At 60.6% G+C, this 21,829-nt stretch carries 16 protein-coding genes and 1 pseudogene; 13 read left to right on the forward strand and 4 right to left on the reverse strand.

What is annotated here, in order from left to right; all coding sequences use genetic code 11:
- Positions 1 to 12: 12 nt before the first annotated feature.
- The 3 genes from OKW39_RS04720 to OKW39_RS04730 all read right to left on the reverse strand — a co-directional run bounded on the left by OKW39_RS04720 (position 13) and on the right by OKW39_RS04730 (position 3,371).
- A complete protein-coding gene (locus tag OKW39_RS04720; protein ID WP_429562178.1) occupies positions 13 to 1,011 on the reverse strand; it encodes an efflux RND transporter periplasmic adaptor subunit in 999 nt (332 codons plus the stop codon).
- A gap of 265 nt (positions 1,012 to 1,276) precedes the next feature.
- Positions 1,277 to 2,578 (reverse strand): ATP-binding protein, encoded by a 1,302-nt coding sequence (locus OKW39_RS04725; RefSeq protein ID WP_244144873.1) that lies wholly within the window; start codon positions 2,576 to 2,578, stop codon positions 1,277 to 1,279.
- A gap of 475 nt (positions 2,579 to 3,053) precedes the next feature.
- Positions 3,054 to 3,371: a hypothetical protein gene (locus OKW39_RS04730; protein WP_429336218.1), complete on the reverse strand. Its 318-nt coding sequence runs from the start codon at positions 3,369 to 3,371 to the stop codon at positions 3,054 to 3,056.
- A gap of 337 nt (positions 3,372 to 3,708) precedes the next feature.
- On the opposite strand from OKW39_RS04730, the pseudogene OKW39_RS04735 reads away from it, so the two are divergent.
- Positions 3,709 to 3,951 (forward strand): annotated as a pseudogene (locus OKW39_RS04735) (transposase); the annotation flags it as partial.
- A 216-nt stretch (positions 3,952 to 4,167) separates the two neighbouring features.
- On the opposite strand, the gene OKW39_RS04740 reads toward OKW39_RS04735, so the two are convergent.
- Entirely contained in the window at positions 4,168 to 4,356 is a 189-nt protein-coding gene (locus OKW39_RS04740; RefSeq protein ID WP_429336217.1) for a hypothetical protein, read from the reverse strand.
- 574 nt (positions 4,357 to 4,930) lie between these two features.
- Between OKW39_RS04740 and OKW39_RS04745 the strand changes: the two genes are divergently transcribed.
- From OKW39_RS04745 to tssJ, 12 genes are all read left to right on the forward strand, one after another.
- The gene (locus OKW39_RS04745) at positions 4,931 to 5,434 is read left to right on the forward strand and encodes a hypothetical protein (protein WP_429562179.1); all 504 of its coding nucleotides are present in this window, start codon (positions 4,931 to 4,933) and stop codon (positions 5,432 to 5,434) included.
- Positions 5,431 to 6,864: an alpha,alpha-trehalose-phosphate synthase (UDP-forming) gene (gene otsA / locus OKW39_RS04750; protein ID WP_429562180.1), complete on the forward strand. Its 1,434-nt coding sequence runs from the start codon at positions 5,431 to 5,433 to the stop codon at positions 6,862 to 6,864. The genes OKW39_RS04745 and otsA overlap by 4 nt, the downstream gene beginning before the upstream one ends.
- Before the next feature lie 175 nt (positions 6,865 to 7,039).
- Complete coding sequence (locus tag OKW39_RS04755; RefSeq protein ID WP_429562181.1) at positions 7,040 to 7,402, forward strand: hypothetical protein; 363 nt, start codon at positions 7,040 to 7,042, stop codon at positions 7,400 to 7,402.
- A 500-nt stretch (positions 7,403 to 7,902) separates the two neighbouring features.
- Positions 7,903 to 10,275, forward strand: coding sequence for a DUF2345 domain-containing protein (locus OKW39_RS04760; protein ID WP_429562182.1), 2,373 nt, complete (start codon positions 7,903 to 7,905; stop codon positions 10,273 to 10,275).
- Positions 10,276 to 10,279: 4 nt separating this feature from the next.
- Positions 10,280 to 12,772, forward strand: coding sequence for a M23 family metallopeptidase (locus OKW39_RS04765; protein WP_429562183.1), 2,493 nt, complete (start codon positions 10,280 to 10,282; stop codon positions 12,770 to 12,772).
- Complete coding sequence (locus OKW39_RS04770; protein ID WP_184060555.1) at positions 12,772 to 13,371, forward strand: hypothetical protein; 600 nt, start codon at positions 12,772 to 12,774, stop codon at positions 13,369 to 13,371. Before OKW39_RS04765 ends, OKW39_RS04770 begins: the two co-directional genes overlap by 1 nt.
- A 19-nt stretch (positions 13,372 to 13,390) precedes the next feature.
- Positions 13,391 to 14,170, forward strand: coding sequence for a hypothetical protein (locus OKW39_RS04775; protein WP_429334227.1), 780 nt, complete (start codon positions 13,391 to 13,393; stop codon positions 14,168 to 14,170).
- A 96-nt stretch (positions 14,171 to 14,266) separates the two neighbouring features.
- On the forward strand, positions 14,267 to 14,527 hold the full coding sequence (locus tag OKW39_RS04780; protein ID WP_429562184.1) for a PAAR domain-containing protein: 261 nt from the start codon (positions 14,267 to 14,269) through the stop codon (positions 14,525 to 14,527).
- Positions 14,527 to 15,804 carry a hypothetical protein gene (locus OKW39_RS04785; protein ID WP_429562185.1) on the forward strand — a complete coding sequence of 426 codons (1,278 nt, stop codon included), beginning with the start codon at positions 14,527 to 14,529 and terminating at the stop codon, positions 15,802 to 15,804. Before OKW39_RS04780 ends, OKW39_RS04785 begins: the two co-directional genes overlap by 1 nt.
- Positions 15,785 to 19,345 carry an ImcF-related family protein gene (locus tag OKW39_RS04790; protein WP_429562186.1) on the forward strand — a complete coding sequence of 1,187 codons (3,561 nt, stop codon included), beginning with the start codon at positions 15,785 to 15,787 and terminating at the stop codon, positions 19,343 to 19,345. The genes OKW39_RS04785 and OKW39_RS04790 overlap by 20 nt, the downstream gene beginning before the upstream one ends.
- Positions 19,342 to 21,201 carry a type VI secretion system baseplate subunit TssF gene (gene tssF / locus OKW39_RS04795; RefSeq protein WP_429562187.1) on the forward strand — a complete coding sequence of 620 codons (1,860 nt, stop codon included), beginning with the start codon at positions 19,342 to 19,344 and terminating at the stop codon, positions 21,199 to 21,201. Before OKW39_RS04790 ends, tssF begins: the two co-directional genes overlap by 4 nt.
- Complete coding sequence (gene tssJ, locus OKW39_RS04800) at positions 21,201 to 21,716, forward strand: type VI secretion system lipoprotein TssJ (protein WP_429562188.1); 516 nt, start codon at positions 21,201 to 21,203, stop codon at positions 21,714 to 21,716. The genes tssF and tssJ overlap by 1 nt, the downstream gene beginning before the upstream one ends.
- The last annotated feature ends 113 nt before the right edge of the window (positions 21,717 to 21,829 follow it).

Consider the following 21,829-nt stretch of genomic DNA (forward strand, 5'->3'; position numbering starts at 1 on the left):
CGTCGGCTCCGCTCAGTGCGCCACGACTTTCACGAGCGAGCCGGTATCGAGCCTGTCTGCACCGTCGGTCGCGACCCGCTCTCCTTCCTTCACCCCGCCATCGAGAATCGCCGTGTCGTCGCCTTTTACCGGTCCGGTCTTCACGTTGCGCAATGCCACTGCGCCTGCGCCGCCGATCACGAAAACGAAATCGCCGTTCGCGCCATGCTGGATTGCCGTAGTCGGCACGACCGGAATCCGCTGCAGCGTGTCGACCTGCATCCTGACATTCACGAATTCGTTCGGAAACAGCCCGCTGCCGGAATCGGGGAAAACGGCCTTGACGTTGATCGTGCCGGCGCTCGTATTGACGAGGTTGTCGACCGCAAGCAGCGAGCCCTTCGCGAGCAATGATTTGCCGTCACGGTCATAGGCCAGCACCTGAACCTTCCCGTGCGACATCGCCCGCCGGATCCGTCCCAGGTCGTCTTCCGGCACCGAGTAGGTCACGGTCGCCGGCTGCAGTTGCGTAACGACCGCGATACCGGTCGTGCTGGTGCTGCTCACGTAGTTGCCGGGGTCGACGAGGCGCAGGCCCACGACGCCATCTACGGGAGATGCGATGGTGCAATAGCCGACCTGAACCTGCAGATTGTTCACGTTGCCCGTGTCCGCCAGCACGGTGCCTTCGTCCTCCTGGACGGTAGCAACTTGCGTATCGAGCGTCTGCTGCGTAATCGAGCCCGCTTTGATCAGCTGCTGATAACGTTGCAGGTCCAGTTTCGCGTTTGCGAGTACAGCCTGGTCATGACGCAGCGTACCCTGTGCCTGCAGCAACTGCGCTTCGAGCGCCCGCGAATCGATGCGTGCAATCACCTGTCCTTTCCTGATCGTCTGCCCCTCGCTGAAATCGACGGAACGCAGTATCCCGTTGACCTGCGTGATGACCGTGACGGTACGTGTCGGTGTCACGGTGCCGAGCGAGTCGATATAGACAGGAACATCGGTAACCGAAGCCGCAACCGCGCTCACGGGGATCGGATCTGGTGCGACAGCCGTCTGACGGTGACCGTGAGCCTGGTGGAACCACCCAACGGCCACGACGCCGGCCATGAATATACTAAGTATCGCAAAGTATCTTGTAAGGTTTTTCATCACACAACCATGAAAAATGGCCATCTCATCAAATGCTCACGCTGCCCTGCCAGCCCCTTTGGGCGGTGCTCGAGCATCACATTAAGTCGAAGGCCGTGCGACACCGCGACGACGGCGCAGTCATCGCGCCGACAAGCGCCCATTAAGGAATGGGAATTTGCACCACGGCCTTGAGTCCGGACGGCGCATTCTGGAAGAGATCGAGCGTGCCGCCATGCTGCTGTGCGACGTGCTCCGCTATCGCGAGGCCGAGGCCGCTCCCGCCCTTTCGATCCGCCTCTGAGCCGCGCCGGAATGGTTGCTTTATTAACGACAGAAGCTCTTGAGGCAGGCCCGGCCCCCGATCCTCAACCGCAATCGTGACACTTCGCGCGTCCACGGTAGTCCGGACTGCGAGCCCGACCTGACCGTACACGACCGCGTTTTGCATCAGGTTCATCAATAGGCGCTGCATGCCGACCGGTCGGAACACAATAGGTGGCAATTCCGCGAGCGACAGTTCGAACGTGCGACCGAGACCTGCATAGTCGGCGGCGAGCTGTTCGATCAGCGCGTTCAGATCGCCGTGCGTCGCCGGTTCGCTATCCCACCCACGGGCGAAATCGATAAACTGCTGGACGATCGTGTCGATCTCCTCGACAAAGCGTTCCGCACTGGCGGCCGGGGCCTCGAATGACTCCGGTGCGAAGATGGCCATGCGCAGCTTGGTCAGCGGCGTGCGGATATCATGCGATATGCCCGCAAGCATTTCGGCGCGCGTCGCTTCGAGATCTTCGAGCGTCGACGCCATCCGGTTGAACGCCTCCGCTACTGTTGCCAGCTCGCGCGGGCCGCTCACGGGAACCGCTTCGGGCCAAACGCCACGCTCGATGGTGCCGGCAGCGCGCGCCAGCCGGCGCAGCGCCTGTTCGACCGGCCGGTGGATCAGATAGGCCCCAAGAGCAGGAAGGGTGGCCGCACTTAACAACAGGCCGATCAGCGCCCAAGGCAGCGTACTGCTCATGGCCGACGTTCCACGCAGCGCCACCCAGTACCGCACGTCCTGCACATGGAGACGCACCCAGATCCGGTGCCCGTCGCGCTCCCAGCGAAGCTGTTCGTCCGGGGCGAGTTCCGATGCCAGTCGACCGAAAAAGCGGTGCGCCATGTAGTCGGGAGGCAACCCGTCGCGAGCCTGTGGCGGCGGCAGTTCGCCTTGGGGCGCTCCGTTCATTTCGAGCAGTTGCCGGTTTCGCTCGTCGTCCGGCAGGACTGACAACAGCCGGTCCAGGATCCGGATCTGCGATGCCACGAGCGCTGCGCCATCGTCAACTCTTGGCTTCTGGATAAAGTTCAGATAGACGGCAAAGACCAGGATCTGACTTGTCAGCATCAGTACAATCAACAGCAATACGTTGCGCGCGAAAAGGGAACCCCGCCATACCGACATACCGCTTCCTTTCATCTCGCTCTCTCGATGACCTGCTACGCAGGTATACATAAAACAGTCAGATGCCTTTTGCATTCGATTGACCGGCCCCGGGATCGCAGCGGGTCCTCTGCATCCTTGCCCGGGAAAGGCACTCATCCACTTGCGCGGTCATGCCGTACAGCGCGTCCAAAAGGATGGCGGACGAATAACCATAGCGTCGCGCGAGCTCCGCCAGGTTCATTAGCGCCGCATACGGCACTGTGCACTGCTATGCCAAGCTGTTAAACGATGGTGAATTATCGCTGCGGGGGACAATCGTTTGGGTGCACGTCCATTCAGCCTCATGCACCCTCCAACCGTAAGTGCACCGAGGACGCCCAGCAGCACAAAGTCGGCAACCATTAGACCGCGGCGAGCAGCGTTGGCGCCGAAGCGATGTGCAACATGGCTTTGCTGCTTTGATGGACCGGGGTGATGTATTGCACGAGACGGGTTCGGCGCAGGGATTTCACGACCAGTGACCGGCCACCCAAACCCCACCTACCCAGTGACCAGGCATCCAGACGCGACGCGGCATGACGACGACCGCCATGGGAGGTGGGGGCGCTGGCGCAACCGTCACAACCGGTGCGACTGCCGCCGGCACGGCGGCTGCTGCGTAACCGTTTTGCACGACCACGGTCGGCGGCGCATAGACAGGTGTCGCCGGAACGACAGCGACGGGGGCCGGCACGGCGACACCGACGACCACGCCGGCGAATGCGGAAGCAGTCATGGATGTGAGCAAAGCCCCACCCACCAGCATGGCAAACGTTCGAATTTTCATGAGCATCCTCCTTTACACAGAGGGCGCACGAAGTGGATCGCGCGCCGAGAGAAGAGAATGTACAGAGATCGCGACCTCAAATCTGTTGGAAAGGTGTGTCAAAAGATGTCACTTTGGCACTGGCGGGTGCATGACGATGATTGATTGCTCATGTAGCACTACGACACCTATCCGCCCCTGTTGGGACGAGGATATGGAGTTCTTTTCGAACTTCACAGCTACTGCTGCTGATCGCATGGCGGCGCCAGAAGTGGCGCCGAGAGAATTCGGACAGGTCGGTAAGTGGAAAAGCCGGGACGTGAGTCGGTCATCATGGCCGGCAACAAGGAACCAGAAGATGACGAAACGCAACCGACGGACACACTCACCGGCGTTCAAGGCAAAGGTGGCACTCGCGGCGCTCAAGGGCGACAAGACGCTGGCCGAGCTGGCCCAGCAGTTTGATGTGCATCCGAACCGGATCACGGACTGGAAGAAGCAACTGCAAGAGCGTGTTGCCGAAGTGTTCGAGACGGGCCAGACATCGGCCAAGCCCCCGGTCGATGTGAAGGTGTTGCACGCGAAGATCGGGCAATTGACTCGTAAGCGGCTCAGCTGGGCCGTTCGTCCCGTTCGTCCATTCGCGCGCGTGTGAGGCATGATGGCGAACTCGAGCTGGCGGTCAACACGCAGATCAGCCTGAACTCGCTGACAGCCTCGTGCCCTTGCGCCTGCCGGACAGCCAGTTGCTCGCGCACGACGAAAGCTCGGTCGACGTCGACGGGATCTGAATGCGTTGCTTCGATCCGATGCCTAATCAATTTCTCTGGGGCTCGGAAGCCACGCATTCGGCGCTCAACTCGGCGTTGCCGGCGGCGACGACCAACGCCTCGTGAAAGGCTTCGTCGAGTGCCACCATCTCGCGGCCACCGCGAACGCGCTGTTCGCGCACGCTGAAATAAACATGGTCAGCGCGCGATGAGGGAGATTCGGTTGTGTCTTTCACGCATGAGCCTAGAATTAACGGGTCTTTTCGGCAGTGACTATCGGCTAGCCCCAAAACATATGTCGAGAAGCTGGGTAATACGGATGCTGAAAAGCTGAGGGCGCATGGAGTACTCCGCAGTCCGGGGCGCGCCAGGCGCGCTTCTGGGCCTTCGGCGACGTCGATGAGATCGCCGGAGTGGCTGTCATGCTGGCTTCGTCGGCGAGCGCAAAACTGAACGCGAAGGGAGTAACTCTCCATGAAGACCGAAATATCCAGCGATCACTCGCGCGGGCTACGTGACTTGGCGAACGACGCTCTGCCGAGATGAATCGCCGAAATGTATGGGACTGGCTGATGTCCTTCCCAAGGATCCCATTACCGAGAGGTTGACGCATGATCGTGACGCCATCCTTCCCGATTAGCGAAGCAGCAAGGCGCGAAAGTAGTCGAGACTAACGACCAGGACGACGATTCCACCGAACGATTTGTCTGACTCGGATATCCGCTTGCTCAGGGCTATGCTGGGCGTGCCCAAACGCAATGGGGAAGAATAGGGATCACTGATATAAAAGCCCGCGTGCGGATCGTCTCGTTGAACGATGAAGTATTTTTGACTCGCCACACTTACCTGTTCAGGCGTCGCATCATCCGAGTCGAGCAAAACGCGACCCGAGCGATCGACGACCAGGACGGTTCCAAGCGATCCCGCGGTTGCCATGCGATCGAAAAGAACCTGCCGCCGTACCGCCAGCGGCAAGGTCATGATGCGAGGTTGCCGCAGCCGCTCGATGAGCGTTTGCAACGACAATTGATACAGTGCAAAATTTCTCTCGATGTCCCGCTCTGCAATCAGGGCGATATTGCGAAGGTTGATTCGAGTAATTCGCCGTTTGCCAAGCGTGAAGTGAACTTCGCGGCTTTGAATAGCGCTGACACTACTGTGTTACGATTGCTTACACACTGTAGTAAAGAACGGACGCTTGGTAAAGGCGGTTTTGTCCTCGCGACAAGCGGTAGCGCTGGGCAAATCGGACCTGCTGATAACACGCTCACGCCCTTGCCTTGCGCTGCGGTATCCAACCGGGGGATTGAGTGAGCCGTCTTGTTGTTGTTTCGAATCGCACTGCTGACCTCCGGAAGGCCGCAGCGGGAGGTCTCGCTGTAGCGGTAAAAGAGAGTCTGCAACAGACAGGTGGGATGTGGTTTGGCTGGAGCGGCAAGATTCGCGACGCGGCACCCGAATCTAACAGCGAGACCAGCGTCAAACTGCAAACAATCGGGAACATACAACTGGCGACGCTTGACCTGAACCAGCAGGATTACGATAGCTACTATCTGGGATACGCGAACGATGTCTTATGGCCGGTATTCCACTACCGGCTGGACCTTGCGAATTTTGATGTACGATTCGCAGCAGGGTACCGGCGGGTCAACCAGCTGTTCGCGCGAGAGCTGCTACCGTTGCTCAGGCCCGACGACATCATCTGGGTCCATGACTATCACCTGATCCCCCTTGCTGCCGAACTCAGAGCGATGGGGTGCGGCAACCGGATCGGATTCTTTCTGCATGTCCCGATGCCACCGCCTCTCATCATGGCGGCCATTCCAGAGCACGAATGGCTCATGCGTTCACTATTCGCCTACGATCTGGCCGGCTTCCAGAGCGAAGCGGATGTAACGCATTTTACGCACTACGTAGAGTCCGAAGCCGGTGCTGACGCGCTACCCGGCGCACAGCTTCGGGCCTTCAATCGCACGTTGCGGGTCGGGGCGTATCCGATAGGAATCGACGTCGATGAGTTCGCCGCTCTCGCGCAGGACCGGGAGGGTGTCGAAATGTTCGATCGTATGCGACAGGAGTACTCCCGACGCCGCCTGCTTCTCGGCGTCGACAGGCTGGATTACTCAAAGGGTCTACCGCAGCGCGTGCACGCGTTTCGTGAGCTTCTCGCGAACTACCCCGAGAACCGCAACAGTGCAACACTCATCCAGATCGCGTCCCCGAGCCGGGAAGACGTGGGTGCCTATGACGATCTGCGCCGCGAGATGGACAGCCTCTGCGGCGCGATAAACGGTGACTTCGGCGAACTTGACTGGATGCCGGTTCGTTATATTCATCGCAACGTCGCCCGTAAGCGGCTACCGGGACTATATCGCGCAAGCCGCGTCGCGCTTGTCACGCCACTGCGCGATGGGATGAACCTGGTCGCCAAGGAGTTTATCGCCGCGCAGGACCCAGGCGATCCCGGCGTGCTGGTTCTCTCCCGATTTGCCGGCGCAGCGGAACAATTGAAAGAAGCTCTTCTTGTGAATCCGTACGATACGCACGGGACAGCGCAGGTCATTCAGCGTGCGCTGACGATGTCAATCGAAGAACGGATCAGTCGTCACGCAGCATTGATGGGGCGGATCCGCCAGTTCGATGTGCACTGGTGGAGTTCGAGTTTTCTGAGGGATCTCTCGGCTGCTGAGCGCAGTGACGACCGTGAACCGGTGCTGGGACATTCAGCCGATCGCGCGAGCTAACCGACGGCGATTGGCGCATCGTGCCGCCCTACGCCGACGACGCAATCGGCTCGAGTACCCACGCGACATCGCGTTGCAGCCCCGCTGAAGAGCACATGCAGACTCGGGCCTGCCGGTTTGGTGTTGCACCGGTTTTCCAGCCCTGTCATGTGCCCGCTCACCCACGCTCATAGGTGTGACCGGGCCATCCTTAACCATAACCCGGACCGCGTATGACCAAAGCTACCAGGCAACAGCCTTCTTCCCGCCCGCCCCCCCCGTAGATGCGCTTCAGTATGAACGTCTCGCGCTGGCTGCCTTCCATCTTTGTGAAAGGCAGGGACAGCAACTTCAACACCTGATTACGCTTGCGACTTCATTGTTCCGGAATCCTTCTGTAACGCCTGAGGAAAGACACGACCGGCGGAATCTGCTTGAGGTCATGATCCATATCGGCGAGGACTACAGGCGCATGAACAATTGCGATCATGAACTGTTCACGGTTCTGGCGCTCGACGCCAAGGGTATTCCGGACCGCAATCCAATGAAGGCGGCTTGATGCCGCCTTTTTCAATTGCACGGCGAGAAGCAGACGTTTATTCGTTTTGCATATTGTGTCTGCATATGTTGTCACGCGCGTCCATCAGATAAATCATGTGCCTCCCGACCCGACCCGACCCGACCCGAACGAAACGCGCGAGGAGATGCTGGCCATGATTGAGCGCATCGCCGAACTTCTGGAGGCGCGCGCTCGCGGCGACGCCACGCTTCTCTCTACCACACTGCGCTATCACGAGCAGCAAGGCTGACCGTTTCCCGCGCGCGATCGACTCGCATGCGTCGTTCGCCATTAGGTGTTGCTGCACCCGTTTATCACGCATTTCCATCTCGAAAAAGCAAAGGATTCCGATTTAACGATCATTCACAAAATCGTTGGCAATTTCGCACAGGGTGAGTGGAGTGATTGACGGGCAGCGGGTACCGCCCTAGATTTTTTCGGTTGAAGGTTGCTGATGCAACAGTTGTGCCTCGTTTCTTTAACCATACAGGGATGTGTGGATGAATGCTGTCACGAAGAATTTTACCGCCGCGCTCAGCCACCCGAGCGCGCGCCTGACCCAGCACCTCAGGATCTGGATCGGCTCCCAGCCCCATGACCTCGACGTGCTCGATTTCAAGGCCAGCGGCGGCTTCTGCAAGGACTACCGCGTCGACGTCACGGTTACGTCGCCACGGCTGGAGATCGACGGCAAGCAGTATGTGGGCCGTCGCGCGGGCCTGCAGATCGACGAGCAGGCGGCGGTGCCCTCGGTGAGCTACGTGCAGCCCGTCAGTCACGACGCCGCCACCTTCAACGGCGTGGTGACGAGCTGGAAGCGCATCCGCACGAGCCGCGACGAGTCGGCTTACCAGATGCGCATCGAGCCGCGCTTTGTGGCCCTCTGCAAACGCATCATCAAAAGCGACACATTTAAAGATGTGACGTTGCAGGAGCTGATCACCCAGGCGCTGGTCGACCGCAAGAATTTCGATGCCTTCGATGTCGAATTCCAGATCGAAGGGCTGCAGGAGAAGATGGAGCAGGTGGTGATGCTGGAGGAGTCGCTCTGGAATTTCATCGCCCGCCATTGCCGCCGCCTCGGCGTTTTCTGGTTTTACAAGCAGGGACGCGGCAAGGATGGCAAGCTCGACACCATCGTGTTCGCCAACAATCCGCGCGCCTATATCCGCTCGGTCGACGTGCCGCTGCTGGATGCCTCGGGCCTGCACGCGAGCTGGCACGAAGCGGCCCAGGCCGTGCATGAGCAGCGCGCGCTGGTGCCGGCCACCATCGAACTGTGGGAGCGCAACTACTGCACGCCGGACGATCCCCTTCGCGCCACGGCGAATGTCTCCATCGAAACGGATGACCGCTCGTCGTTCGGGCAGATCAGTCGCAGCGTCGAAGGCCATCTGACGCCAGCGCAGGGCGAAGCATTCGCGCAGACGCGGCGCGATGAGCAGATCGCGCGTCAGGCGACGCTGGCGGGCAGGACCGACGCCAAGGGCATCGCGGCGGGCGTGGTAATGAAGCTCACCAATGCGAAGATGCCGAGCGCCGAATACGGCTTCGTGATCACTTCGTTCAAGATGAAGGGCAGCCGCACCAAGCCGGCCTATACGCGCTTCAAGGCGATGCCGGCGAACCTGACCTACCGGCCGAGGTTTGACTTTGAGCGGGACTGGCGTTTTCTGCCTGGTCCCGCCGTGGGCGTGGTCACGACGAGCGACTCCGCCCCCTACGGCGACATGGACGACCACGGGCGTTATAGCGTGCTGCCGAAGTTCCTGCAGGACTCGGGCAACACCGACAACAAGCTGCTGAAGCTGCGCCTGCTGCGTCCGTCATCGTCCTACCAGGGCGGCTTCCACTCGCCCCTGCTGCCGGGGACCGAGGTCCTGCTCGACGCCGAAAATCGCGACGTGGACCGCATCTACATAGCGGGGGCCATGCACGACTACGCCCACCCGGACGTGGTGCGCGGAGACCAGTCGCTGTTTAGCTATGCCATCTGGCGCTCGCCGCTGCTGGGGGCCGAGGTCATTTTTAACGATCTGCAGGGCAAGGAAAGCGCGCGGATCGCGACGGTGTACAGCCAGTCGGCCGTCAATCTCGGTTATCTGCTCAACAGCAAAAAGCTCCTGCGGGGTGAAGGGTCCGAAATGACGACCCAGGGCTGGGGCACGATGCGTGCGGCGAAGGGACTGTTCCTCTCGGCGGATGCGGCGGCCGCAGCCGATACGCCGCACCTCGACATGCCCACCGCCGTCGCGCAGCTCAAGGCGGCATTGCAGCGCGTGACGGACCTTGCGGCGGCGACGGCGCAGGCTGGGGCCGACCCTGCCGACAGGGCCACGCAGGCGGCGCTGCTCGACGGGCTGAACCAGTTGCGCGACGCGGGGCTGCTCGCGAGCGCCCCCGGTGGCATGGCGTTCGTGACGCCCAAATCGATGCAGCACTCGGCGGGGCAGAACGCGATCGTGACGGCGGGGCAGGACATGGACGTGAGCGTCGTCCAGCGCCTGCGCATGGCGGTGGGCGGCATGATCTCGCTGTGCGCGCACAGGCTCGGCATCAACCTGACTGCAGCAAAGGGCAAGTTCACGGCCTCGGCGCTTACCGACGGGATGGACCTGTTCGCGCAGAAGCAGTTGCGCGTCGCCAGCGAAAGTGCGGATGTGCAGGTGTCGGCGAGGTCGAAGATCACGCTCAACTGCGGCGGGGCCTCGGTTGTCATGGAGGGCGGCGACATCACGTTCCACTGCCCCGGCGCATACACCATCAAGGCCGCCTCGTTTACGTTTGTCGGCCCCGACAACGTGCCGACCCAGTTACCGTCCCTGCCGAAAAGCAGCCTGAAGATTTCCGACCCGTATTCGTCATCCCACTGAAGCCATGATCATCAGCCCTCCCTTCCTTCCCGCGTCGGGCCTGACGGCCAGCGACGCGTCGAAACCGGACCCCATGATGGACCTCGTCGACCCGTTCGAGATCGGCCATCACGGGGTCTGGCCGGTCACCTTCGACCGGCGTTCTCATTGCGGCATCCATCTGAACCCGGGTGAGCAGACGGAACCTGTCCGCGCGATCGCCGATGGGGAAGTGGTCGCGTACCGGGTCTGCAAGAACGGCATTTCGGACGGCACCACCAATTCGACGACCGGGCAACCGGAGCTGAATTCGAATGCCGGTTTCGTCCTGCTCCGGCACAAGACCGACACGGGCGACGGACGCACGATCACGTATTACTCGCTCTACATGCACCTGCTGGACATGATCAACCAGGAGCACATCGTCCCCCAGCCTAACGATCCGCCAGAGACCGGCTCGGCGAATGCGCTGCCCCGATGGCTACTCGATACGGCAGGGGGCAAGGATGGGGTGGTCCAGGCGGGCGGCACGAAGAAGGTGTATCGCAAGGACATGCTTGGCTATGTCGGCCAGCATCAGGGCGTGGCACATCTGCACTTCGAAGTCTTCATGGCGGACGGCGATTTCACGACCTGGTTCGACAAGGTACAGATCGGCGTGAAAAAGCCAACCCAGCCGACCACGGGCGACTATTGGGGGCACAGCTATTTCATCATTTCCGGCCCGCAGGAGTTCTATCCCCAGCCGGCGGGCATGGATGAGAAGTGGTTTCCCAAGGTGCAGGGCGGCTCGCTTGGCGCAGGCGACACGCTCTATGTCGAGGCGTGGTTCAACAAGGGGCAGCGCTTTACGCGGGCGTGGATCGATAACGGCGATAGTGGCAACGTGACGCTGCTCACGCCGGACCCGGTCGCAGACCCCTATGACAGCGGCACCGACAGCCACCACAATCCAAAGCGCTATGAATATGATCTGTATGAGCGTGCAATGGCGCTCTATCCGACGTGCCCGAGCGATGGCTACGAAATGCTTCGGTTTGGACGCATTCTCTCGGACCATCCGACGCTGACGGGGACGGCTTGTGCCACCTGGATCGCAGTGCCGTTCGACGGGAACGGCACGCTGGGCTATGTCAACATCGCGCCGGACGCGATCAAGAAGTTGTCTGACGCGGATTTCCCGTTCTTTACGGGGTGGCAAAAGGTCGATGGCGACAACACGCCGTTCAACGATGCGGGGCGATGTGATTACGCCACGCTTTGCGGGCTGACCGGCATTCAGGATTCACTGCCGTCGGCGCAACCGCTCGAAGCCGACCCAAACAACAACAATGAGGTCAACCTTCAGCTTGCCGGCTACGTGCAGAACACGGACGGCGTGGATGAAAAGCTCCGTGGGATGGTGTTCAAGGCGCGCAGCGAGTGGGATCCGTCCAACAACGACGAACGCTACAAGGACCTGAACGATCCGTACGGCTTCTTTGGCAAGCAGAAGGATACCAACCCCGATGGGTACGCCAAGTTCACCGATTTCCTGAGCAAGTTCCAGTTTCTGGACAAGACGCCGCTCGTCGGGCAGAAACTCTGGTTTTTTCATCCGTTGGCGCTTATCCGGCATTTCAGGAAGTGTGGGTGGCTCTCGGCAGACGAGTTTAGACAACTCCTTCCAAAAGAAGTACTTCGGGAGAGGACACATCACGCTGTTTACTATGAGACAGTGAGCCATACGCAGAGCCGGAGGTATTTTGCAGAGAACAGCCTTATACCGCTTAACTATGCATTAAGAAAATATAATTTGAGCACACCGTCCCGAGCGTCAACTTTTTTTGGGAACTCAGCGGAGGAAACGGGATGGTTTGGTTCCCTCTATGAAAATAATGCCGGTGAGTGGTATCACCCTTGGGATGGTCGGGGCTTTCTTCAACTTACTGGCCCGGAAAACTACATGCACTATTGGGACTTTAGGGGGCGAAAGAGCCAAATATCCGATGCGACGCGAGTTAGACTAAAAGAGAGCTATCGTAACGCGAGTAACAGCCGATCTAACGCTGCACATTATCTGTCTGATTCCGTTAGCGGTGTAACGGCGCAAATGATTGCGTGGCGAGCGCAAGTTTCTGCGAACTCGATGCCTCCTTCGGATGAAGATGTAATCGCGCCATCAGATAGCGCGGGATTCTATTGGATTTTTTCTGGCATGGGTGTTTACGCCGACAAGCAAATTGCCCTCGAACGGCGAGGGGTTGCGGCGACACGCCCACCCGTCCACCACCAACAGAATTCGAGTAGTCCGCCAGTTAGCAAAGTTTACTATCATTGTGCCTCATTTAGAGATGCATCGGCGGCGGTCAATCTCCCGGCGGCAGTTGGGCATCCAGAGAGGCCATTCAATGGGTATATCGCGAGATGCGTAGGCTACGCTCAAGCGCTAGCCGTCTTGGGGGATATGTTTTTCCCAGATGCGCAAGGTGCAATGACATTGGGATTTCCAGAAGGGCGCGAGCCGAGGAGAAGTTGATGGTCAAATCTAGTGCTGCTTTGAGGGCTGTCTTCGGGATATGTATCTATTTCTCGCTGGGATTTTCGGCGCATGCCGGTCAAGAAATAGTTTATGTCGATATGGGGGGCGGGTGTCATATCGGCATTGAAGATATTTATGAAGGGCATTTCTCAAGCAAGATGCCACTGAAAGCGGGATATTGGACAGACACTCCACCACACAAAACTGATATGGAAAATTTTGGTGTCCCGTTTGAGTGCCAAATTTTGGATGGTTCCACGGTTGATCAAGTTTCCATGCGATTTGGCGCAGTTCCCGATAAAACGGCAGACGAGGGTTGGTCAGTCTATTACGAGTCTGATGAGGATCGCGATAATTTGCACAGTTTGACTAAAGTCTATGCATTGAAGGCGGTAAATGCGAGCGGATTTTATATGGTGCAGGATGATAACGATGGTGATGAAGCTACACGCCAACGTTATTTCTCGTATTGCCTTTTCCACGATCATTCGGCGGTTTGCGGTTCCCGATCTGTTACGCGCCTACAAAACCCGCGGGGTAGTATCTTGCCCGAAATTGTTAATATTTTGAAATCTGTAAGATTTGTCGACAATTGATAATATAGCGGGGTGATGTATGACGGCCAAGGTAATCGCAAAAACACTTATTTCAATCGTATTTCAGACCTTTTTTCTGGCAGCATGGTCGAATGTGCTGGCAGACGAGGCTTCTCCTATGCTTGCCGATCTTGGTATTAATGAGGCATACAACGATTGCAGATTATTTGTATTTGACAATAAAAATGATGGGGTACTCTTTTCTAGTGTGAGTCACTTTTCTAACTTGTCAGAAACCTATGGGAATCACGATGTACACGATCAATGCATAGTAGGGCTAAGGTCTAAAGTGTTAATGCCTATGTCGTCAACCGACGCCCATCAGGATGGAGAATTTGTGAATATCATGATTGTGCGCGGAGCTTATCTTTCTCCGAGTTATCTTTGCGAAGGAAAGCCCGACTATGACGAATGCTTAGAAAAGGCTGTACTTAATTACAACGGATTTTACGAGGGATATCAAGGTCGCTGGAAAAGGAGGGTCTATAATTTGGGTGATGCTGGAGGCGAGTTGGAGAAGTCCATGTCGGAAACCATTAATGGAACCATACGAAATTCTGATGGAATTACAGTTGTCAGCGAATGGAAGCGTCCGTATCATTTTCCGGATCAAACGGGAAGTGATTTGATAATTTTTGACGTAATAAGACGCACCCCCTTCGGATACGTCTTCGCCGGCGGAAAATACGGTATTGCTATTCCGGTTGACAAAACGGAAGAATCGCAAATAAAAGCCACCGAACTTATCAATCGAGTGATTGATGTTGTTCAAAGTGTTCGCATGAAAAATGGTGGCTGATGCTGTCTAATAAAATTACGGCATTCGCAATGCAAGCGGCATTTTTATTTGATCTTAAAGCGCTAGAAAAATGGAACAGAATGTGTTGGTGACGCGATGACATTTCCCATCCGCAAAGGCGACATACTCGAACACGGCGGGGAAGTGACGGGCGGCTCGCCATGGATGAACTTCATGGGCAGGCCGCTTGCCCGCAAGGGCGACGAGGCGATCTGCGCGCAGCACGGTCCGACTGTCATCGACGAAGGCTACGCGAAGTTCCCCGACCGCGACGGCAAGGAGGTTGCCTTCCATCATTACCGCTGCGCGTGCGGTTGCCGCCTGATCTCGTCGCTGCAGAACGTCAATATCGCGTAATGCCGGTCGATCTTTCTCCTGCCGGACACTCCAGCGCGTATCCGCCAAGGATGCGCTTCTGGCCATGGGCGGTTACCTGCTTCGTCTGTAACGTGTTCGGCCCCGTGATCGTGCTGCTTGTGTGGCCGAAGGGCGAGTCTGCAAACGGCCTCAAGTTCTGGAGCTGGGTGGTGGGGGCGCCGAACGGGTTGTTCCTGGTCCTGCTCGGGTTTGCTCGCGCGGGCTACGAGGCGTTGTGGTATCGCGCGTACTGGCGCAACCATCATCGTGATCGCTGGCTGGCGGAGAAAATCCGATTCGCGCAGCGCCCGCTGCACGTACTCGAGGCAGGCTACTGCCTGCCGCTCGCGCGCAAATCCCTGGCCGAAGTTCTCGCTGGCAAGCAATCGCTCCTGAAGATGCAGAGCGCCCGCCATGGATCGGGCAAGGTCTTGTGCAACCGCTTCGAGGATCATGATCCGCTGCTGGCCGGGCTGCCCATAGCGGGTGAAGAGGAAAGCGAGGGCGACGCAGGCGTGCTGACGGAGACCGCTCCCGCTGTCCAGATGATCCGTGCTGTGCTTGAGCCGCTGGCCGGAAGTATCCAGGCACTAACCCGATACGAAAAGGCGTACTGGCCGCAGGTGCGCGTGCTGGCCGGGCCGAAGATTGCGGGCCTGCGCGTGGCTCAGGTCCGCGACGCGTTGCGGCTGGCGGCGCTGCCGCCGCTTGAGGTACAGATTGTCCCGGCATCTGACGGGCTGCTGGTGGCCGATGCCTGGCTCGATGCGCGCGAGTGCCGTCCGCTTCTCGCCGTCGCGGCAGCGTGGTACGACGATGCCATCGACGAAGGCTGTGCCGAAGGATGCGCTGCAGTGCTCTTCGGCCCCGGCTACTTCAGGCTCCCCCCGGAGGTCAGCCCGAAAGCGGCGCTGCACCGGCCCGTCCAGGGGATCGACGGTGAGGTTGAATACGGCTTCGCGAATGCCGCCATATGGGGCAAGGCCAGTGCAGCAGCAGTGACGCGCGCGTGGATTACGCGCCCGGTTGAGCACTGCGACCGGGCTCTGGCTGCTGCCGGTTTTCAGGCCGCTTCGAAGGATGCCGCGCAGTGCCGCCTGGATCGTATTGTTGGCGACGCCGGCGCAGCCAACGGCCTGCTGGCGATTGCTGCGGCCATCGAGGCTGGCGCAGCAGACGGCCCGCAACTGGTTGTCGACGGTCTGCAGTCGGCCATCCTCCACGTCATACCCGCAGAACAAACCAACGCTTCCACGCATGACGACTCACAAAAATAACCTGCAGTACACGGAGCCTGAAGCCGCCGCCAGCAAACCGGCGCCGAGCCGTGCGGCGATCTGGGGCATGCCCCTCGCAGCGCTCGTCCTCGCCATCGCCGCACTCCTGCTGGTCTGGTTCGGGAGTGACCGCCTTGGCATCGCGGATGGCGCGCCTCGCACGCGGCTATTGATTGGCATCCCGATCGTGCTGGTCATCATCGTGATCGCCCATCTGTTCGCGGTATCGACAGGCGCATACGGCGGGGCCGCCAGACTGTTCCGCTCTGAAACCGGCGATCACGCAAAGGCAGCAAAACCGCTCAAGCGCGATGTGCGGCTGCAGCGCGTGTATGAGGAGCTACGCATCTCGCACGGCTGGCGCTGGCAACGCCGCCTGCGCTGGCTGCTGGTGAACGGCCCGGACGAACGCATCGATCAGGTGGTGCCCGGTCTCAAGCAGGCGGGCGTCATGCACGTGGACGAAACCATCCTCGTGCATGTGTCGCCGGACGGGATCGAGGCGGCGAAGTGGCTCACACAGATCCGGCAACTGCGCCGCCGCTACCCGGTTGATGGCGTCGTTCATGTCGCACGCGCGGACGATACGGATACCGAACTGCCCCGTGCACTTTCGGGCATCGCCACTGCGCTTGGCTGGGCCGCGCCCGTTACGTTCCTGCATCCGGTCGAGGCGCACGGTAGCCCGTCGGAGCGCTTCGATGCCGTCGGCACCTTCATGCCGAACGAGTGGCGCAGGCAGGCGCAGGAGGCCGCCGCCCTTGCGCCGGAACTGCTGAACGAGGTCGAGCAGCGGTCTGCGGACGCGGGCGTACACCTTTGCACCCGCAACAACCTCCGGATGACCTGGCTGATGGAGATCTCGCAGTACGTCGGCGACCATTGCGAGCGCATCGTCGATGGCCTTCGGCGACTGGCTGCATCGAACTGGCTGCGCGCGCCGCTTGCGGGCGTCATGTTCGCGCCGGTTTTTCCGGGGCCGACCGTCGTACCGGTGCCGGTAGCCAACGGCGATGGGACGCCCGGCGAGCCTGTCGACATGCCACCAGCAATAACCGTCATGCGCGCACAGCCCGCCGCGTTGCTGCCGGTATGGCGCGAGATCGCGGCGGGGGCGCCCAACTACCGGGGCCGGCGCGTCGGCTTCTACTGGCCCAACGCGCTCGCCACGCTCGTCACGGCTGCGGCGATCCTGTGGTGCGTATGGATGACGGTGTCCTTCATCGGCAACCGGCAGTTGATGCGTGAGGCCAGTCAGACAGCGCAGGCCGCTGTCGATGCAAAACCGCAAACCGCCGAGGCCTGGCGAGCCCAGCTCGCGCTCCAGCAGCTGATGGAAAAGCTTGCGTACCGTCGGGAACATGGCGCGCCCTGGTACCTGCGCGCGGGCGTTTCTTCGAACGACGCCCTTCTCGCTGCGATGTGGCCGCCATACCGTATCGCCACGACCCGCAATCTGCAGGCGCCGGTCGTGCAAACCATCACCGACCTGCTGAAGGCTGCGGGCGAAGCGCGGGCCGACGCGCTGCAGTCACAGGAGGCTCGCGGCAGCACCTACAACGCGCTCAAAACGTACCTGATGCTTGGAGACCCTGCCCGCGCCGACGCCGCATTTCTGCGCCGCTCGCTTGTCGCGTTGTGGCGACGCCCGGTGGACATGCCCGAGGGCGAGCGCGACGACACGGGCCGCCGACTCGCCGCGTTTTACGCCGACCACCTGAAGGCCCACCCCGAATGGCGCATCACACCCGACGCGAGCCTCGTGAGCACGACCCGCAACATGCTGGTGACTCAGATGGGCCTCGCATCGGCCGACGACACGGTGTACCAAAGCATCCTCGACGAGGTCAAAGGCAAGTACGCTGACGCATCACTCCAGACGTTGCTCAACGGCGCGGACGCGCAGGGGCTTTTCAGCACGTCGCAGGCGGTGCCTGGCATCTACACGCGCGCGGCGTGGGACGGCATGATCGCGGACGCGATCGACAGGGCCGCAAGCGAGCGACGCGTGAGCGGCGACTGGGTGCTGACCGGCGCGCAGCCATCGCAGACCATCGGCAATACGCTCGCACAGGGTGCGGTCCACACCGATGCCGCGATCGACGAAAAGCGCGCGGCGGAGCAACTGAAGCAGCGCCTCACCGCGCGCTATTTCGCGGAATACACAGCGGCCTGGCAGACCATGCTCAACAGCCTCCAGTGGCAGCCGGCATCCAATCTGAACGGCGCGATCGACCAGCTCACCCGTCTCGCCGACGCGCAGACCTCGCCGCTGATCGCGCTGATGAAGTCAGTGCAGTATCAGGCGCAGGCGGGACGGCCGTCGCAGGCGCTGACCGACACGCTGGTGCGTAAGGCGCAAAGTCTGATCGGCAACGACGACGACGTGCAGAGACCGACCGTCAGTCCGCTGGACAAATCATTCGGTCCGCTGCTCGCGCTGATGGGTGAGACCGGTGTTGCGGCGACGAACGGCGCAAACAGCAAGGCGGGCGCGTCGGCGAACGTCGCGCTCAGTGGCGTCAGCCTGTCGCGCTATCTGACGGCGGTCACCACGATGCGACTGAAGCTGCAGCAGATCGCAGGCAGTCCCGACACACAGGCGATGGCGCGCTCGCTCGCGCAGGCGGTCTTCCAGGGCAAGCTCTCGGAGCTGTCTCAGGCGCGTGACGATGCGGCGCTGACAGCCGCAAGTCTCGGCTCCGCATGGGCAGGCTTTGGCAATGCGGTGTTCGCGCAGCCGCTCGAAGCCGCGTGGCAGACGATCCTGCAACCGGCGGCGGCCAGCCTGAACGAGGCGTGGCGCGCGAGCGTGGCCGCACCATTCAACGCGACGATGAGCGGACGCTATCCGTTTTTCGACACGCAGGCTGATGCGTCTTTCGCCGAACTCGGCCGCTTCGTGCGTCCCGACACTGGCCTGGTCGCCCGTTTCATCTCGACGCAACTCGCGGGCGTACTCAAGCTCGAAGGCGATCACTGGACACCGAACGAACTGGCACCACAGGCACTCCAGTTCGATCCGAAGTTCCTTGCAGGCCTGCGCCAGCTCTCGACGGTCGGCGCGCAACTCTACATAAAGGGCGATGCCAACGAGCGCTTCGAGATGATGGCCTTGCCGACGCCGAACGTCACGCGCTCGGAACTGTCGGTCGACGGCAAGCAGATCGTCTACTTTAACCAGCAGGAAAGCTGGACGCCGCTGGCCTGGCCCGGCGACGGGCTGAACGGGCATGCGGGTCTGACGTGGCAGACACTCAACGCGGGCCTGAGGCAGGCGTTCGATTCGACGGGCGACTGGGCATTCCTGCGCCTGCTCGCAAAAGCCGAGGTGAAGCAGCTGGACAGTACCCGCTACCAGCTCACGTGGAACGACGCAAATGGCGACCCGTTGCGCTACGTGCTGCGCACCCAGGTCGGAGCCGGTCCGCTCGAACTGCTGAAGCTGCGCGGCTTCCAGATGCCCGAAAGGATTTTTGTTGTCGGCAAGGCTGGTGCCGCACCGATGCTTCCTCCCCTGCCACCGGAATTGCAACCATGACCGCACCCTGGAAGAAAAACCCGACTGAGCAGGAGAATCCGTTCCTCAGGTACTACGACGAAGAGATGCGCTACCTGCGCGAGGCAGGCCGCGAGTTGGCGCAGGCGCAGCCTGACGCCGCGCGTCGCATGGGGATGCTCTACGGCGAACCTGAGGGGGCTGTGCGCGCGGTGAACGAAGCCTTTGCATTTCTCTCGGCGCGGCTACGCATGAAGCTCGACGACGGGATGCCCGAGGTGACCGACGCGCTGCTCGATAACCTCTATGAGCACGCGGCGCGCGCTATTCCGTCGCTTTCGATCATCGAATGCACGCCGCTGAACCGAACGGGCGCAACTGCGGTGCCGATCCCCGCCGGAGCCGTCGTACGCTCAACGCCCGTCGGTCCCGATAAGGTGCAGTGCGTGTACCGGACGACGCAGCCCGTCGAGCTGTTACCGCTCTCGGTAGAGGATGCCGTCGTCGCCGTACGTGCCGACGGGCGTACGGTGATCCGCCTGACGTTTGGTCTCTGGCTCGGGGAGCAGCGCGAGCGCATGGACCTGTCGCGTATCCGCCTGTACCTGCATGGCGACCGGCCCGCTGCGGCTACGCTATACGCGGCGCTGACGCGGCAGGTTGCGTCAATCGGGCTGCGTCTGCCGTCCGTACGGGACGGCGCCTTGCAGCCGCTGGACGGGGTGCATGTCGAGCCGGCAGGCTTCGGCCCGTCGACGCGGCTATGGCCAGTCACAGACGCGAAGCGCGACGGGCAACTGGACCGCGAGCAGACGATGCTGGAGTATTTTGTGTTCCCGCAAAAGTTCCACTTCGTCGACCTGTGCGGGTTCGATGCTGCGGCGCTGCCGGCGGGTGAAGCGCAGATGACCTTCGAGATTGAACTCGATGCCCGGATGCCTGGCGACTATCCCGTCAGCCGCGAGAATTTCCGCCTGTTCTGCACGCCTGTCATCAACCTGTTTGAGGTCGATGCGTTGCCGTTGGAACCTGTCGGCTGGCACGACAGGGAGCACTGCATCCGCGTACAGCCTGGCATCGCCTCTCATGTCGAGCCGTACGATGTACTCGCGGTGATCGCCGCCGAGCCGGAGGACAGCGCACGGCACGACTACCGGGCGTTTACGAGTTTCCGGCATCGCGGCTGGGCGTTGCGTCACGAAAAGCCTGAGCGCTACTTCCATACGTCGACGCGTTTCGGTCCGCTTGGGCGGGAACTCTGGGTCACGCTGGCGGGGCAGCTATGGGCCGGAACGTACCGGCACGCAGAGAACGACGAGGACCGTCCTGATCCGGACCGCTACCTGACGGTACGCGCGCTCGCCAATAACGGGCGTCTCCCGCGCATGGCGCTGGCCGAGGCGACGATCACTGAAACCGTATCGGACTTCACCGGGATTGCATCGGTGCGCAACCTCACGGCACCGTCCATGCCGCTCTATCCGCCGCGCTATTACCCGGGCTACGACTGGCGCGTATTGGGGCACTTTACGGCGGGTGGCGGGAACGAACTGAACCGGATCCATATGGAGGGCGCACCGGCGCTGCGTGAGACGCTGGAACTCTACGACTGGACGCCAGACGACGGGGTCTCGCGTCGTATCGACGCGATCAGGGACGTCCGTTTCTCCGAGAAGCAGAAGGTGGAGCGGGCATACGTACAACGTATTGCGTGCGCATATGTCGAACTCGATCCGACCGCGTTCGACGGGCCGGGCGATGCTGCGCTATTCGGCGAAGTGCTCAATCACTTTCTGGGGCGCTACGCGAGCCTTCATGTTTCCATGCAACTGGTACTGAGCATCGGTGGCAAGGAGACGGTCTATCCTCGCATCGACTTCGAGGGAGCACCTTTGTGATGAGTGTCTGGATTTTGCGGGGTGCGCTCGGCGTGGGCCTCGCGCTGGCCGTCTCGGCGTGCGGGACCTGGCAGTCGGTGAAGGACGGCACCGTGGATGTCACACGCGCGGTGTTCGAGACGAAGGTCAAACAGATGAACCTCGTGGTGACGGCACGCGGCGCACTGAACGAGGATGTGCGTGGCGCGTCACTTCCGGTTGTGCTGCGCATCTACCAGTTGAAGGACGACAAGCCTTTCGTCACAGCGACCTACGCGCAACTGCTCGCGGGCAACGAGGCGCTGAAGGCCGCGACGCTCTGGAGCCGGGACGTGACGCTGGGACCGGGGCAGACATTGAAGATCTCGGAGCCGATCGGCGACGCAGTGAACTACGTGGGCGTGGCGGCGTTCTTCCTCGATACGGCCAACACCGAATGGTCCGTGCTCGTGCCGAAATCACAGTGGAAGAAGACCGATCCAGTGAGGCTGCTGGCAGTGGACCGCACACTGCAAATTGACGCGGAGCATCGATGAGGCTTCTGTACAGCCGGATGGTGGCCGTTACCGGGTAGTCAGTTGCATGTGTAGAAGGTAGGACTTGGTTCGACAGACGACGTGAGGTCGTCGATCTCAGTGCGGCCGCTTTC

The organism is Paraburkholderia sp. MM6662-R1 (assembly GCF_050436245.1).
Classification (GTDB): domain Bacteria; phylum Pseudomonadota; class Gammaproteobacteria; order Burkholderiales; family Burkholderiaceae; genus Paraburkholderia; species Paraburkholderia tuberum.